Origin of the sequence: Streptomyces sp. NPDC050546 (assembly GCF_044457425.1) — a bacterium.
In the GTDB taxonomy this organism is placed as follows: Bacteria; Actinomycetota; Actinomycetes; order Streptomycetales; family Streptomycetaceae; genus Streptomyces.
Window position 1 is genome coordinate 506236 of sequence record NZ_JBITGX010000002.1, and the last position, 14750, is coordinate 520985.

A 14750-nucleotide genomic window follows, 5' to 3' on the forward strand; every position below is an offset into this window, starting at 1 on the left:
GCGGGATGTCGGGGGCGATGTGCGAGCGCCTTGACCTCAACAATGCTTGAGGTTCTACGTTTCGTGCCATGAGCATGGAGACCACAGCGTGGACACAGCTGCACAGCGTCCTGAACGCCGAACAGGAACGCCGCCCCTTCGCCCTGGCGACCCTGCGCCGCATCGGCGCGTTCGCCCGCCCGCACCGGCGCCGCATCGCCCTCTTCGTCCTGCTCGGCGTGGCGACCGCCCTGCTCGCCGTGGCGACCCCCGTCCTGGCCGGGAGCGTCGTCGACGTGATCGTCTCGGCCGGTGACGAGGGCAGAGTCGTACGCCTGGCCCTGCTCATCGCGCTGATCGCGGTGGCGGAGGCGGCGCTCGGCATCCTCGGCCGGAGGCTGTCGGCGACGCTCGGCGAGCACCTCATCCTCGATCTGCGGACCGCCGTCTTCGACCATGTGCAGCGGATGCCGGTGGCGTTCTTCACACGCACTCGTACGGGCGCCCTCGTCTCGCGGCTCAACAACGACGTCATCGGCGCCCAGCGCGCCTTCAGCAACACCCTGTCCGGCGTGGTCAGCAACCTCGTCACCCTGGTGCTCACCCTCGTCGTGATGCTGACCCTGTCCTGGCAGATCACCCTGCTGTCGCTGGTGCTGCTGCCGGTGTTCGTGATCCCGGCCCGGCGCATGGGCAGCCGGATGGCCCGGATGCAGCGGGAGGCGGCGACCCTGAACGCGGCGATGGGCACCCGTATGACCGAGCGCTTCTCCGCACCCGGCGCCACCCTGGTCAAGCTCTTCGGCAGGCCCGAGGAGGAATCGGAGGAGTTCGCCGAACGCGCCCGCCGCGTCGCGGACATCGGCGTCCGGACGGCCACGGCCCAGGCCGCCTTCATCACCGCCCTCACCCTGGTCTCCGCCCTCGCCCTGGCCCTGGTCTACGGCCTCGGCGGCTGGTTCGCCCTGCGCGGCGCCCTGGAACCGGGCGCGGTCGTCTCGCTGGCGCTGCTCCTGACCCGGCTGTACGCGCCGCTGACCGCGCTGGCCGGGGCCCGCGTCGAGGTGATGAGCGCACTGGTCAGCTTCGAGCGGGTCTTCGAGGTGCTCGACCTCAGGCCGCTCATCGAGGAGAAGCCGGACGCGCGCGGGGTGCCCGACGGGCCCGTGGCGGTCGAGTTCGAGAAGGTCCGCTTCGGCTACCCCGCCGCCGACAAGGTCTCCCTGGCCTCCCTCGAGGAGGTCGCGACCCTGGACAGGCGGGGCGGCGACGAGGTCCTGCACGGCATCTCCTTCCGCGCCGAACCGGGGCAGACCGTGGCGCTCGTCGGGTCCTCCGGCGCCGGCAAGTCGACCGTCGCGCAACTCCTGCCCCGCCTGTACGACGCCGACGGGGGCACCGTGCGCGTCGGCGGTGTCGACGTCCGCGACCTGAGCGCCGGGGCCCTGCGGGAGACCCTCGGCATGGTCACCCAGGACGGGCACCTCTTCCACGACACCGTCCGCGCCAACCTCCTGCTGGCCCGCCCCGCGGCGACGGAGCAGGAGGTGTGGGACGCCCTGCGCCGGGCCCGACTCGACGACCTCGTACGGACCCTGCCCGACGGACTCGACACCGTGGTCGGCGAACGCGGCTACCGGCTCTCCGGCGGCGAACGCCAGCGCATGACCATCGCCCGGCTGCTGCTGGCCCGCCAGCGCGTCGTCATCCTCGACGAGGCCACCGCCCACCTCGACAACACCTCCGAGGCCGCCGTGCAAGAGGCCCTCACCGAAGCCCTCGACGGCCGGACGGCGGTCGTGATCGCCCACCGGCTGTCCACGGTCCGGTCGGCGGACCAGATCCTGGTCGTCGAGGCCGGCCGGATCGTGGAACGGGGCACGCACGAGGAGCTGCTGGCGGCGGGCGAACGGTACGCGGAGCTGTACCGCACCCAGTTCAGCGAGACGGAGCGCATGGTCGCCGAAAGCGTGTGAACGGCTCCGGGCGCGCATCCGTACCCCTTGCGAGTACTCAGGCCTGCCCGCCAGGGCAGAACAGCGCCCATCCGGAGAGGCGACGTGTCCCAGCAGCAGCAACCGCACGCACCAACCAACCGCCGGACCCCGTCCCGCGCCCACCGGCTGCGCATCGCCGCGGCGGTGGGCGCCCTGGTCGTGCTCCCCCTGGTCACCGCCTGCGGCGGCGGTGACGACAAGAAGCCGGCCGGCAGCGGCAAGGCGGCGACGCCCAGCGGGGCGGCCGCTCCCGCCGCCGGTGTCGTCGCGCCTGCGAAGGTCGAGGTCATCGCCGGGCTGGCCGGCTGCAAGGCGAAGATCCGCACCGAGGCGGACGAGCTGCGCGAGGGCGTGTGCCACACCAAGAAGGGCGATTTCCTCATCACCACCTTCCCCGAGGAGAAACTCAAGGACACCTGGCTGGAGTCGGCCGGCGTGTACGGGGGCAAGTACCTCGTCGGCATGCGCTGGGTGGTCAGCGCCAAGCCCGGCATGTACGAGTCCCTGCGCGCCAAGCTCGGCGGCACGGTCCAGGAGCTGCAGGGCATCGGCCCCTCCGCCGGCCCCTCCTGACGTCACTCCGGCACGAGTCGGCGGACGAGGCCGGCGACCTGTGCGTCCTGCCGGGCCAGAAAGGTCTCGAAGGTCCGGCCGGTGGCGAACACGTCGGTCCAGCCGTGCCGGCGGAGTTCGGCCCGCCACCGGCGGGAGCCGTGCAGCTCGGTCAGCGCGTCCACCCAGCGCCGCCGCTCGGTGTCGCTGATGCCGGGCGGGGCCACGATGCCCCGCCAGTTCTCGAAGACCAGGTCGATCCCGGCGGACCTCAGGGTCGGCACACCGGGCAGCACACCGACCGGCCGCTCGCCGGTGACGGCGAGAACTCGCAGCCGGCCGCCGCGTATCTGGTCCAGGAACTCGCCGAACCCACTGGTGGCGACACCCTGCCGTCGAGCAGCGCGGGCAGCAGATCGCCGCCGCCGTCGTACGGGACGTACGCGACCTTCCGCGGGTCGATGCCGACCGCCTGGGCCAGCTCCATCGGCAGGAGATGGTCGGGGCCGCCGGCCGAGGAGCCGCCGCCCACCCTGAGCCGCCCGGGGTCTTCGCGCCAGGCGTCCACCAGCGCACCGATCGTGCGGTACGGCGAGTCCTCGCGGACGACGACCGCGCCCGCCTCCTCGATCAGTCGGGCGATCGGGGTGGTGTCCGTGACGGACACCCCAGAGCCCGCCGCGTGTGACGCGCCCACCACTCCGAGCCCCATCTGCAGGGCGAGATCGCCGTTGCCCCTCTCGTCGACGACGCGCTGCAGCCCCACCGTGCCGCCGGCACCCGGCAGGTTGAACACCTGCACGCCCGAGGCGATCCCGGTCTCCTCCAGCACCCGGGCCGCGGTACGGGCCGTGGTGTCGTAGCCGCCACCGGGCGTGTTGGGCACCATGAGCCGCAGGTCCGAGGCACCGCCGCCCGGCCACGCCCCGCAGCCGCAGACCACCAGCAGCGCCAGGACCGCGAAGGTGCCGAGAAAGGCGCGCGCCGGGCCTCTCATGACGCCTCCCTTTCGATTTCCGCTGGTGGGCGTCATGATTGTCCGACTCGGCACCTGAGCCACCCCGCTTGTGTCGGCAGAGAAGATTGAGTTCGTTGTGGTCGCCACCTTTCGTCGCCATTCGCTCGCGGGCGAGATGCTGGTGCTCCAGCTCGCCATCGTCGTGGTGGTGCTGCTGGCGGTCGCCGCGGTCTCCCTCGCCCAGTCGGGGGCCACCTTCACCCGGGTCGAGGGACGCCGGGTGAGCGCGCTGGCCGAACAGCTGGCCGCCAACCCCCTGGTGCGCAGCCAGCTGGTGCGTCCCGCACCCGGGGAGACGCTCGCCCCGCTGGTGCACTCCACGCAGGCGCAGTCCGGGGTGACCTCGGTGACGGTGGCCGACGCCGCCGGCCGGATCGTCAGTTCCACGAACCCCACGGTCGTCGGCGAGCGGCTGCCGCTCGGGCCGGGCACCACCCGGGAGCGGGGCTGGTCGGGACAGCTGACTCTGGACGGCAACCGCGAGCTGGCCGCCCAGGTCCCCGTCCTCGGGGCGAGCGAGGAGAACCTCGGCCGGATCCTCGGCACGGTGATGATCGGCGAGGCGGATCCGACGGTGTGGCAGCGGCTCAGCGGCGCCTCCTCGTACCTGCTCGCCTATCTGGGCATCGCCAGCGGACTCGGCGTGGCCGGCTCCTGGCTGCTCGCGCGGCGCGTGAAACGGCAGACCCTAGGGCTGGAACCACGGGAGATCGCCGGGCTCGCCGAGCACCGGGAGGCGATGCTCTACGGGATCGCCGAGGGCGTGATCGCCCTGGACCCGCAGCACCGGCTCACCCTCGTCAACGACATGGGCCGCCGCCTGCTCGAACTGCCCGGGGACTGCGTGGGCCAGAGCCTGGACGGCCTGGGCATCGACGGACGGCTGCGCGACGTACTGGCCGGAACCACCGCCGACAGGCGGGACGAGGTCGTCGTCCGCCACGGCCGGGTCCTGGTGATGAACCGGATGACCGTCACCAAGGACGGCCGGCTCCTCGGCTCCGTCACCACCCTGCGCGACCGCACCGAACTGGCCCGGCTGGAGCGGGAGATCGGCTCCTTCCGCAGCTCCTCGGAGCTGCTGCGCGCGCAGGCGCACGAGTTCGCCAACCAGCTGCACACCATCTCCGGGCTGATCCAGATCGGCGAGCAGGACGAGGTCGTGCGCTACATCCGCGCGTTGAACCAGCGCCGCCAGTCCCTGGACGTCACCCTCAGCCGCCGCGTCCGGGACACGGCGGTGGCCGCGCTGCTGACGGCGAAGGCGTCCCTCGCGGCCGAACGGAAGGTCAGCCTGCGGATCTCCGACGACACCGCGCTGGACCGGCTGGCCCCGGAGGACGCCGCCGACGTGGCGACCGTGGTGGGCAACCTGGTCGACAACGCCGTCGACGCCGCCGCGCCCGACGGGCAGCGGTGGGTCGAGGTGGCGCTGCGCCAGGACGCCTCCAGCGTGGAGATCGTGGTCCGCGACTCCGGCCCCGGCGTGGCTCCCGAACTCGCCCGCGAGGTGTTCTCCCACGGCTTCACCACCAAGGCCGCGCGCGAGGGCGAGCGCGGCATCGGACTGGCCCTGACCAAGCTGGTCTGCGAACGGCACGGGGGAGAGATCTCGGTGGCCAACACCCCCGACGGAGCGGTGTTCACCGCACGTATGACCGTCGGCCGGCTCACCGGCACACTGACGGAAGGAGCGGCCCCATGACCCCCGGAACGCCCCACCGGGCGGGCACGATCGACGTCCTCGTGGTCGACGACGACTTCATGGTGGCCCGCGTCCACCGCACCTTCGTCGAACGCGTCCGGCCGTTCCGTGTCGTCGGCGTGGCCCACACCGGCCGGCAGGCGATCGATGCCGTGGACGAACTGCGCCCCGACCTCGTCCTCCTCGACCTGTACCTCCCCGACCTCTTCGGCCTCGACGTCATCCCCCGGCTGCGCACCGCGGGCCACGACTGCGACGTCATGGTCATCAGCGCCGCGCAGGAGGCCGGGACGGTACGCGGCGCCGTCCGCCGGGGCGTCGTCGACTACCTCCTCAAGCCCTTCGACTTCGAGGACCTGCGCCCCCGCCTGGAACGCTACGCCGCCCAGCGGGGCCGCCTGCTGACGACGGTCGTACGGGGCCAGGCCGACGTGGACCGCGTCCTGGCCGGCGCGATCGTCGCCGCGCCCGCCCTCACTCTGCCCAAGGGCATGAGCGTGGAGACCGCCGAACTGGTCGAGCGGGCCCTGCGCGCGACGGACGGCACCCTCTCCGCGACCGAGTGCGCGACCCTGACCGGCCTCTCCCGTGTGAGCGCCCGCCGCTACCTGGAGTACTTCCACAGCACGGGCAGCGCGGAGGTGTCCCTGCGCTACGGCGCCGCCGGCAGGCCGGAACGCGGCTACTCCTGGCGGGCGTGATCCGCTCCCTCCGAGCACGCGATCGCCGCCGCGCGGACCGGAGTCCACGCGGCGGCGATGTGCGGCCGGCCCCGGGACCGTACCGGGGCCGACACGTCAGGGGCGGTTGGTGAGGTAGCCGCCCATGGAGGTGAAGTACTCGGCCGCGGGCAGTTCGCGCCCGTCCTCGGTCCGTACGCGGGTGATGGCGAGGCCCTGGTTGCGGCCGTTGCGGGCGTCGGCGCCGGCGACGATCACCACGCCTTCGCCCTCGCGGTAGAAGATCCGGCCCGGAGTGCCGCCGTAGCGGCCCTCGGAGACGAAGGCGGCCAGGACCTCGAGCCGCTTGCCGCGGTGGAAGGTGTAGGCGCTGGGGTACGGCTCGGACTGGGCGCGGACCAGACGCTCCAGGTCCTCCGCGGGCCAGGTCCAGTCGATGCGGCTGTCCTCGTCGGCGCGCTTGTGGAAGAACGACGCCTGGGAGCGGTCCTGCTTGGTGAACTCGGTCTGGCCGGAGGCGATGAGGCCGAGCGCGCCGATGGTGACGGGGGCGATGAGGTCGACGGTCTTGTGGAAGAGGTCGGTGGCGGTGTCCGTCGGACCGACCGGTACCGCCTCCTGCCGGACGATGTCGCCGGCGTCGAGCTCGTCGTTCATCATGTGCGCGGTGACGCCCACCTCGGGCTCGCCGTTGATGAGGGCCCAGATCAGCGGGGAGAAGCCGGCGTACTTCGGCAGCAGCGAGTCGTGCACGTTCAGTGTGCCGCGGCGAGGAAGGTCGAAGATGCGCGGGGGGATCCACGTCCGCCAGTTGTTGGCGACGATGATGTCCGCGTCGGCCTCCTTGAGGCGCTCGAACAGCTCGTCGTCGTCCGGGCGGTTGCGGATCAGCACGGGGACGCCGTGCTCCTCGGCGAGGTCGGCGACCGAGTCGCTCCAGATCTTCTCGTACGCGTGCTCGCTCTTGGGGTGGGTCACGACCAGCACGACGTCGTGCTCGGACTCCAGGAGGGCTTGCAGGGTGCGATGCCCCCAGGTCTGGTAACCGAACATGACGACCCGCATGGGGTTCCTCCTCAGAGCAAGGGTTTGGCCGAGGTAAGTAAAGCAAGGCTTACCTTAGTATGCAACGGGGGTCCATGGTGCCCCAGTTGATGAGGCCCCGTCCGGCGGCAGTCCGTTTTGTCCTGTCGACACCTTCGCCGGTTTAGCTTAGGCTCACCTAAGTTCCGTGGCGTGCCGCTTCGTTGGCATGCCCGCCTTTCGTTCCTTCCACACCTGACACGCGGCTGCCCCGCACGATGGGAGTGACATGTCGCAGGTTCTTCCTGGTGACGCACAACCGGTCCACGACCTCATTGGCATCGGCTTCGGCCCGTCCAATGTGGCCATGGCTATCGCGCTCCGCGAGCACAACGCGCGCGTCGGCAGGCAGGAGGCAGTCACCGCTCACTTCTTCGAGCAGCAGCCCCGCTTCGGCTGGCACCGCGGGATGCTCATCGACGACGCCACCATGCAGGTCTCCTTCCTCAAGGACCTGGTGACGCTGCGAAACCCGTCGAGCGAGTACAGCTTCCTCTGCTACCTGCAGAGCAAGGGCCGGCTGATCGACTTCATCAACCACAAGAACCTCTTCCCGCTCCGCGTGGAGTTCCACGACTACTTCGAGTGGGCGGCGGCCCAGGTCGACGACATGGTCTCCTACGGCCACGAGGTCGTCGGCGTCGCGCCCGTGACCCGTGACGGCGTCGTGGAGTACCTCGAGGTGACCGTCCGGTCGGGGGAGGGGCTCGAGGTCCACCGGGCCCGCAACCTCGTCATCGGCACCGGGCTGCGCCCCCTCATGCCCGAGGGCGTGGAGCGCGGCGACCGTGTCTGGCACAACTCCGAACTGCTGGCGAAGGTCGACGAGCTGGACGGCACGTCACCCTCCCGGTTCGTCGTCGTGGGCGCCGGACAGAGCGCGGCCGAGAACGTCGCCTACCTGCACCGGCGCTTCCCCGAGGCCGAGGTCTGCGCGGTCTTCTCCCGCTACGGCTACAGCCCCGCCGACGACAGCGCCTTCGCCAACCGGATCTTCGACCCCCAGGCGGTCGACGAGTACTTCTCGGCCCCCGAGGACGTCAAGCGCCGGCTGATGGACTACCACGGCAACACCAACTACTCCGTGGTGGACATCGACCTCATCGACGACCTCTACCGGCAGTCGTACCAGGAGAAGGTCCTGGGCACCGAGCGCCTGCGCTTCCTCAACGTCTCCCGGCTCACCGGGGTCAAGGAGACGGAGGCCGGCGCCCGGGCCACCGTGACGTCCCTCGTCACCGGCGAGGAGACCGACCTGGACGCGGACGTCGTGGTCTTCGCCACCGGCTACAGCCAGGCCGACCCGACCGGGCTCCTCGGCGAGGTCGCCGACGCCTGCCTGCGGGACGACGAGGGCCGGGTCCGCGTCGAGCGCGACTGGCGCATCGCGACCGACCCGGGGCTGCGCTGCGGCATCTACCTCCAGGGCGGCACCGAGCACACGCACGGCATCACGTCGTCCCTGCTGTCCAACACGGCGATCCGGGTGGGGGAGATACTGGACTCGCTTCTCGGCCGGGGCGTGGACAAGGCCCGCACGCTCGCCGACGGTACGGGCAGCACCGCCCGCTGAGCACCGCGCCGTCAGTCGCGCGCCACGCAGTGCGGCCCCGGCGCCGTCGTGGCTGGTCGCGCCCACGCGGCGGAGCCGCACATCGGCACGGCCCCGCGCCCCTTCAGGGCCTGGGCGGACTGCACGGTCCTGGATCAACTCGCAGACAGCGCAAGGGATAACGTACGTCCACATGGGCACGACTGCTGTGGTTGAGCGCCCCGCGCCCGGGGGCAGCACATCAATGGCCCGTCGGCGGCGGGTCCTGGGTCTGGGCATTCTCGTGGCGGCTCTCGTGGTCGCCGCGGTGCTGTCGTTGGCCGTCGGCGCGAGGGCACTGACTCCCGGCGAGGTGTGGCACGGGCTCTTCGGTGCCCCGACGTCCGACCAGCGGCTCACCGAGATCCGGCTCATCGTGGAGACCGTCCGGGTGCCCCGGACGGTGCTCGGGATCGTCGCGGGTATCGCACTCGGGGTCGGCGGTGCGCTGATCCAGGGGTACACGCGCAACCCCATCGCGGACACGGGCCTGCTGGGGGTGAACACCGGCGCCTCGTTCGCCGTCGTGACGGTGATCGCCCTCTTCGGGCTCTCCAACCCTTTCGTGTACGTCTGGTTCGCCTTTCTAGGGGCGGCGGTCGCCGGGGTCGTGGTGTTCGGGCTCGCGAGTGTCGGCCGCGGGGCCGGCAACCCGTTGACGCTCGCGCTGGCCGGGCAGGGTGTCACCGTGTTCCTCATGGCGATGACCACGGCGGTCGCGCTGTCGAACCAGGCGTCGCTGAACGCGCTGCGGTTCTGGAACGCGGGATCCCTGGCCGGTGTCGGGTTCGACGTCATCTGGCCGGTGACCGTGTTCATCGCCGTGGGCCTGGTGCCGGCCCTCGCCATGCTGCCCTCCCTCAACCTGCTCAACCTCGGGGACGACGTGGCCCGAGGACTGGGCGTGAACATCGCGCTCAGCAGGACCGTCGGCATCACCGCCATCACACTGCTGGCGGGCGCGGCGACGGCCGCGTGCGGACCCATCGCGTTCCTCGGCCTCATGGTGGCCCATGTGGCCCGCTACCTGACCGGCCCCGACTATCGCTGGCTGGTGCCCTACGCCGGTCTGCTCGGCGCGGTCGTGCTGCTGGTCTGTGACATCGTCGGGCGACTGGTGGTGCGGCCGGGCGAGCTGGACGCGGGTGTCGTCGTGGCGCTCCTCGGCGCACCCTTCTTCGCGGTGCTCGTGTGGCGCGGAAAGTTCAGGAGCGGATGAACCTGACAGATGTGAAGCCGTCGCTGCCGCCGGGCGTGCGGCTCGGCCGGGTGTCGTTCGTCTGGCGGCCCTGGCTCGTGTGCGTCACGCTGCTGCTGGCTGTGGCCGCGTTCCTGGTGTTCTGCGTGTCCATCGGCGTCGGGGACTTTCCCATCGCACTACCGCAGGTGATCGCCACGCTCCTGGGGCGGGGCGAGCAGGTCGACCAGTTCGTGATCATGGACCTCCGGATGCCGCGTGCCCTGGCCGGGCTCGTCGTGGGCATCGCGCTGGGGGTGTCCGGGGCGCTCACGCAGTCCATCGCCCGCAACCCCCTGGCCAGCCCGGACGTTCTCGGTATCACCTCGGGCGCCAGCGCGGTCGCGGTGTTCCTGGTGACCGTGTCGGGCGGTACCGCCGCCGCGATCGTCAACTCCGTGGGCCTGTCGGCGGCCGCGCTCGCGGGCGGGCTCGGCACGGGTCTGCTGGTGTACTTCCTGGCCTGGCGGCGGGGGGTCGACGGCTTCCGGCTCATCCTCATCGGCATCTCCGTCACCGCCGTGATGGAGGCGATCACGACCTGGCTGCTCGTCACGGCCGACATCAGGGACGTGGCCAAGGCCCAGGCGTGGCTGGTCGGTTCCCTGGAGGACCGGGCGTGGAGCGAGGTGTGGGTGGCGCTGTGGTGCTCGCTCGTCCTCCTCGTGGTGGTGTCGTTCGTGGCGTTCCAGTTCAAGCCGATGCACTTCGGCGACGAGGTCGCCGCCGGCCTGGGCGTCCGGTACGCCGCTGTGCGGGCGGTCCTGCTGCTCTGCGCCGTGCTGCTGGCCGGTGTGGCGGTGAGCGCGGCGGGGCCGGTCCCCTTCGTCGCGCTGGTGGCGCCGCAGGTGGCGATGCGTCTGGCGAGGTGCCCGACACCGCCGATGGTGGCCTCGGGGCTGATGGGCGCGCTGCTGCTGATCGGCTCGGACCTGGTCGCGCGTACGGCACTGCCGGTCTCGCTCCCGGTCGGTGTGGTCACCGCCGCGATCGGCGGCCCCTTCCTCGTCTATCTGCTGGTGCGGGCCAACCTCAGATAGGTGTACAAGAGTCAGGCGAACCTAAGTAAGGGGGACTCGTGGTCGCACAGTCCGTCACCAAGCCCGAGTCCGGGGTCGACGACGCCTCCCGGCTGGCAGCCAGGGGCGTCACCGTCGGATACGGCGCCCGCACCGTCATCGACGAGCTCGACGTGGCGATACCGCCCGGGGTCGTCACGACGATCATCGGCCCCAACGGCTGCGGGAAGTCGACCCTGTTGAAGACGCTGTCCCGGCTGCTGAAGCCGACCGGTGGCTCCGTCGTCCTGGACGGCGAGGACATCGGCCGGCTCCGGACCCGGGACGTGGCGAAGAAGCTCGGCCTGCTGCCGCAGGCGCCGGTCGCGCCGGAGGGGCTGACGGTGGCCGACCTGGTCGCCAGGGGCCGCCATCCGCACCAGAGCTGGCTGCGGCAGTGGTCCTCGGACGACGCCGACGTGGTGGAGCGCGCGCTGGCCATGACCGGCGTCTCCGATCTGGCGGACCGCCCGGTCGACGCGCTGTCCGGCGGGCAGCGCCAGCGTGTCTGGATCTCGATGACGCTGGCTCAGGGCACCGATCTGCTGCTGCTGGACGAGCCGACGACCTATCTGGACCTGGCGCACGCGATCGACGTCCTGGACCTCGTGGACGACCTGCACGAGTCGGGCTGCACCGTCGTCATGGTGCTGCACGACCTCAACCTGGCCACGCGCTACAGCGACAACCTCGTGGTGATGAAGGACGGGTCGATCCTGGCGCAGGGCCACCCGCGCGACGTGATCACCGCCGAGCTGCTGCACGAGGCGTTCGGGCTGCGCGCCCGGGTCATCGACGACCCGGTGGGCGACCGGCCGCTCATCGTCCCGATTGGTCGCACACACGTCCAGTTGGACACATCCCGATAAAGGTGGAGAAGTAAGGCTAGGCTAACCTCACTCTCTCACGGTAAGGTTTGCCTGCCCTTAGGCGAGGGTGCAGCGAACTAGCGCGAAAGCAAGGGGTTTTGGATGCTCCTCCACCGAACGACGCTCAGCAGGCCCTGGCGGCGCATGGCGGCGATACTGACCGCCGCCACCCTCGGCGTCGGTCTCCTCGCGGGATGCGGTTCCGACTCGGCGGACAAGACGGACCAGCAGAACGACGGCACGCAGGCCGCGGCCGCCGGCGCCTTCCCGGTGACCGTGGAGCACGCCTTCGGATCCACGACGGTCGACGAGGCGCCCCAGCGGGTCGTCTCCGTCGGCTACACCGACGACCAGAGCATCCTGGCGTTCGGCATCAAGCCCGTCGGCATGGTCGACCAGTACCCGAACCCCCCGGGCAAGAGCCCTGACATCAACACCCAGTGGCCCTGGGTGAAGGACAAGTGGGGCGACACCAAGCCCGAGGTCGTCATGAAGAACGGCGACTCCGGCCCCAACTACGAGAAGATCGCGGCCCTGCGCCCGGACCTGATCGTCGCGGTCTACTCCGAGATCGACAAGGCCGCCTACGACAAGCTGTCCAAGATCGCCCCGACGGTGGCGCGCACCAAGGCCGAGAAGGAGCCCTTCAGCGCCCCCTGGCAGGACAACGCCCTGCACATCGCCAAGGCCCTCGGCAAGGCCGATGAGGGCAAGAAGATGGTCGACGACATCCAGGGCCAGCTCGACACGGCCAAGAAGGACCACCCGGAGCTCAGCAAGCAGACCGCTGTCGCGCTGTCCTGGTACGAGAACTCGGTGGCGCCGTTCACCTCCACCGACGTGCGTGGCCGGCTCGTGTCGGGCATCGGCTACAAGTACCAGACCGGGATCGACAAGGTCGCCGGCGGCAGCTTCTACACCAAGCTCTCGCCCGAGCGGATCGACCTCGTCGACGTCGACCACATCTTCGTCATCAACGACAAGGCCGACACCGAGGCGCTGAAGAAGTTCAAGCTCTTCGCCAACCTGGACGCCGTGAAGAAGGGCAACGTGTCGTACCTGCTCGACAGCGAGGGACCCGCGGTCGGCGCGGCCATCTCCCAGGGCACCCTGCTGTCCATGCCGTACGCGATCGACGAGCTCGTCAAGTCGGTCGATCAGTAAGTGAGCACCACCGCAACGCGCCCCGCCCCGGCGACCCTGCGCACGACGACCGGACGCGAGGCCACCCGATGGGTCACGGCACACTGCCGTGAAATGCCCTGGCTGACGGCCGCCACCGTGCTCACCACGGTCGCGGGGGCGGCGCTCCAGGTGCTCCCGGTGCTCCTGCTCGGCCGGGTGGTCGACGGGGTCGTCGGGGGCGGGGAACGATCGATCCTGGTCACGATCGGGGTGTTGATCGGTGCCGCCGCGCTGCTCGGCGCGGCGGCCACCGCGGTCTCCACCTACCTGATCGGACGGCTGGGCGCGGATCTGCTCGCCCGGCTGCGCGAAGGCGCCGTCCGGGCGGTGCTCGGGATGCCGAGCGCCCGGATCGAACAGGTGGGCCGGGGGGACGTGCTCTCCCGGGTCGGTGACGACGTGGCCGTGCTGTCCAAGGGCATCCGCACGGCCGTGCCCACCGTGTTCTCGGCGGGCGTGCTGGTCGTCATCGCCACCCTCGGCATGTTCGGGCTCGACTGGCGGCTCGGCCTGGCGGGCGCGGGCGCGCTGCCCGCGTACGCCCTGGCCCTGCGCTGGTATCTGCCCCGGTCCGCGCCGCTCTACCAGAAGCAGCGGGTGGCCCAGGCCGACCGGGCGCAGGCGTTCATCAGCGGTCTGAACGGCATCGACACGGTCCGGGCCTACCGCCTCGAGGGCGCCTTCCGCGAGAAGGTCACCAGCGAGTCGTGGCGGGTGCGCGACCTCGGCATCGAGGTGTTCCGGTTCTTCGGCCGGTTCGTCGGCCGGGAGAACCGCGCCGAGTTCATCGGTCTCGTCCTGATCCTCGTCGTGGGGTACGCCCTGCTGGAGGCCGACGCCGCCAGCCTGGGTGAGGTGTCGGCGGCCCCGCTGCTGTTCCACCGGCTCTTCACCCCGCTGGGCGCCATCATGTTCACCTTCGACGAGGCGCAGAAGTCGGGCGCGAGCCTGACCCGTCTGGTCGGGGTGCTGGGGGAGGCGGCCGAGGAGCGCCTGGTGGGCGACGAGTCCGTCCCGGCGGCCGAGGCCGGCTCTTACCCGGTGGTGGTGCGGGGGCTGACATTCCGTTATCCCGGCTCCGAGGATCCGGTGCTGCGGGACGTCGACCTGACCATTCCCGCCGGTGGCTCGCTAGCCCTGGTGGGGGCGACGGGCGCGGGCAAGACGACCCTGGCCGCGCTGATCGCCGGCATAGGGAACCCGGAAGCCGGGTCCGTGCGGGTCGGGCCGACCGATCTCGCCGACCTGGACGAGGCCGGGGCGCGGGCCCTGGTGAGCATCCTGACGCAGGAGACACATGTGTTCTCCGGTCCGCTCGCCGAGGATCTGCGGCTGGCCGCGCCGGAGGCGACCGACGCCGAACTGATGGACGCCCTGCGCACCGTCGGCGCCGACGGCTGGGTCGACGCCCTGCCCGAGGGGCTGAACACCTCGATCGGCGAGGGCGGTGAGCGCCTGGACGTCACCAAGGTCGCCCAGATCGCGCTGGCCCGGCTGGTGCTGGGCCGGGCGCCGGTGGTGGTGCTCGACGAGTCGACCGCGGAGGCCGGCAGCGAGGGGGCCGCCGAGCTGGAGCGGGCCGTACTGGCCGCATGCGCGGGCCGGACGACGCTGTTCGTGGCGCACCGGCTGACCCAGGCGATGGCCGCCGACCGGATCGCCGTGCTGGACGCGGGACGCGTCGTCGAGCAGGGCACACACGAGGAACTGGTGGCTCTGGGCGGCCGGTACGCACGACTGTGGCGGGCCTGGCGAGAGGGTAGTTAGGCAACCCTTATTTAGGTTAGCCTAACTCC

General features: G+C 71.2%; 11 protein-coding genes and 1 pseudogene. 10 read left to right on the top strand and 2 right to left on the bottom strand.

The window, feature by feature from the left end:
* Positions 1–74: 74 nt before the first annotated feature.
* Both ACIBK5_RS07050 and ACIBK5_RS07055 read left to right on the top strand, forming a co-directional pair.
* The gene (locus ACIBK5_RS07050; RefSeq protein WP_399017305.1) at positions 75–1955 is read left to right on the top strand and encodes an ABC transporter ATP-binding protein; all 1881 of its coding nucleotides are present in this window, start codon (positions 75–77) and stop codon (positions 1953–1955) included.
* Between the two features lie 84 nt (positions 1956–2039).
* Positions 2040–2549: a hypothetical protein gene (locus ACIBK5_RS07055; RefSeq protein WP_399017007.1), complete on the top strand. Its 510-nt coding sequence runs from the start codon at positions 2040–2042 to the stop codon at positions 2547–2549.
* A gap of 2 nt (positions 2550–2551) precedes the next feature.
* On the opposite strand, the pseudogene ACIBK5_RS07060 reads toward ACIBK5_RS07055, so the two are convergent.
* Positions 2552–3525, bottom strand: a pseudogene (locus ACIBK5_RS07060) (Bug family tripartite tricarboxylate transporter substrate binding protein).
* 97 nt (positions 3526–3622) lie between these two features.
* On the opposite strand from ACIBK5_RS07060, the gene ACIBK5_RS07065 reads away from it, so the two are divergent.
* Together ACIBK5_RS07065 and ACIBK5_RS07070 are read left to right on the top strand one after the other, a co-directional pair.
* A complete protein-coding gene (locus tag ACIBK5_RS07065; RefSeq protein ID WP_399017008.1) occupies positions 3623–5251 on the top strand; it encodes an ATP-binding protein in 1629 nt (542 codons plus the stop codon).
* Positions 5248–5952 carry a response regulator gene (locus tag ACIBK5_RS07070; RefSeq protein WP_399017010.1) on the top strand — a complete coding sequence of 235 codons (705 nt, stop codon included), beginning with the start codon at positions 5248–5250 and terminating at the stop codon, positions 5950–5952. The genes ACIBK5_RS07065 and ACIBK5_RS07070 overlap by 4 nt, the downstream gene beginning before the upstream one ends.
* Before the next feature lie 96 nt (positions 5953–6048).
* Here the strand turns inward: ACIBK5_RS07070 and ACIBK5_RS07075 are convergent, their stop codons facing one another.
* Complete coding sequence (locus ACIBK5_RS07075; protein WP_399017012.1) at positions 6049–6996, bottom strand: methionyl-tRNA formyltransferase; 948 nt, start codon at positions 6994–6996, stop codon at positions 6049–6051.
* A 247-nt stretch (positions 6997–7243) separates the two neighbouring features.
* On the opposite strand from ACIBK5_RS07075, the gene ACIBK5_RS07080 reads away from it, so the two are divergent.
* The 6 genes from ACIBK5_RS07080 to ACIBK5_RS07105 all read left to right on the top strand — a co-directional run bounded on the left by ACIBK5_RS07080 (position 7244) and on the right by ACIBK5_RS07105 (position 14721).
* Complete coding sequence (locus ACIBK5_RS07080; protein ID WP_399017014.1) at positions 7244–8587, top strand: lysine N(6)-hydroxylase/L-ornithine N(5)-oxygenase family protein; 1344 nt, start codon at positions 7244–7246, stop codon at positions 8585–8587.
* A 172-nt stretch (positions 8588–8759) separates the two neighbouring features.
* Positions 8760–9824 carry a FecCD family ABC transporter permease gene (locus tag ACIBK5_RS07085; RefSeq protein ID WP_399017015.1) on the top strand — a complete coding sequence of 355 codons (1065 nt, stop codon included), beginning with the start codon at positions 8760–8762 and terminating at the stop codon, positions 9822–9824.
* Positions 9821–10882, top strand: coding sequence for a FecCD family ABC transporter permease (locus ACIBK5_RS07090; RefSeq protein WP_399017017.1), 1062 nt, complete (start codon positions 9821–9823; stop codon positions 10880–10882). The genes ACIBK5_RS07085 and ACIBK5_RS07090 overlap by 4 nt, the downstream gene beginning before the upstream one ends.
* A gap of 38 nt (positions 10883–10920) precedes the next feature.
* Positions 10921–11769, top strand: coding sequence for an ABC transporter ATP-binding protein (locus tag ACIBK5_RS07095; protein WP_399017019.1), 849 nt, complete (start codon positions 10921–10923; stop codon positions 11767–11769).
* Between the two features lie 102 nt (positions 11770–11871).
* Entirely contained in the window at positions 11872–12933 is a 1062-nt protein-coding gene (locus ACIBK5_RS07100; protein ID WP_399017021.1) for an ABC transporter substrate-binding protein, read from the top strand.
* On the top strand, positions 12934–14721 hold the full coding sequence (locus ACIBK5_RS07105) for an ABC transporter ATP-binding protein (RefSeq protein WP_399017023.1): 1788 nt from the start codon (positions 12934–12936) through the stop codon (positions 14719–14721).
* Positions 14722–14750: the final 29 nt, after the last annotated feature.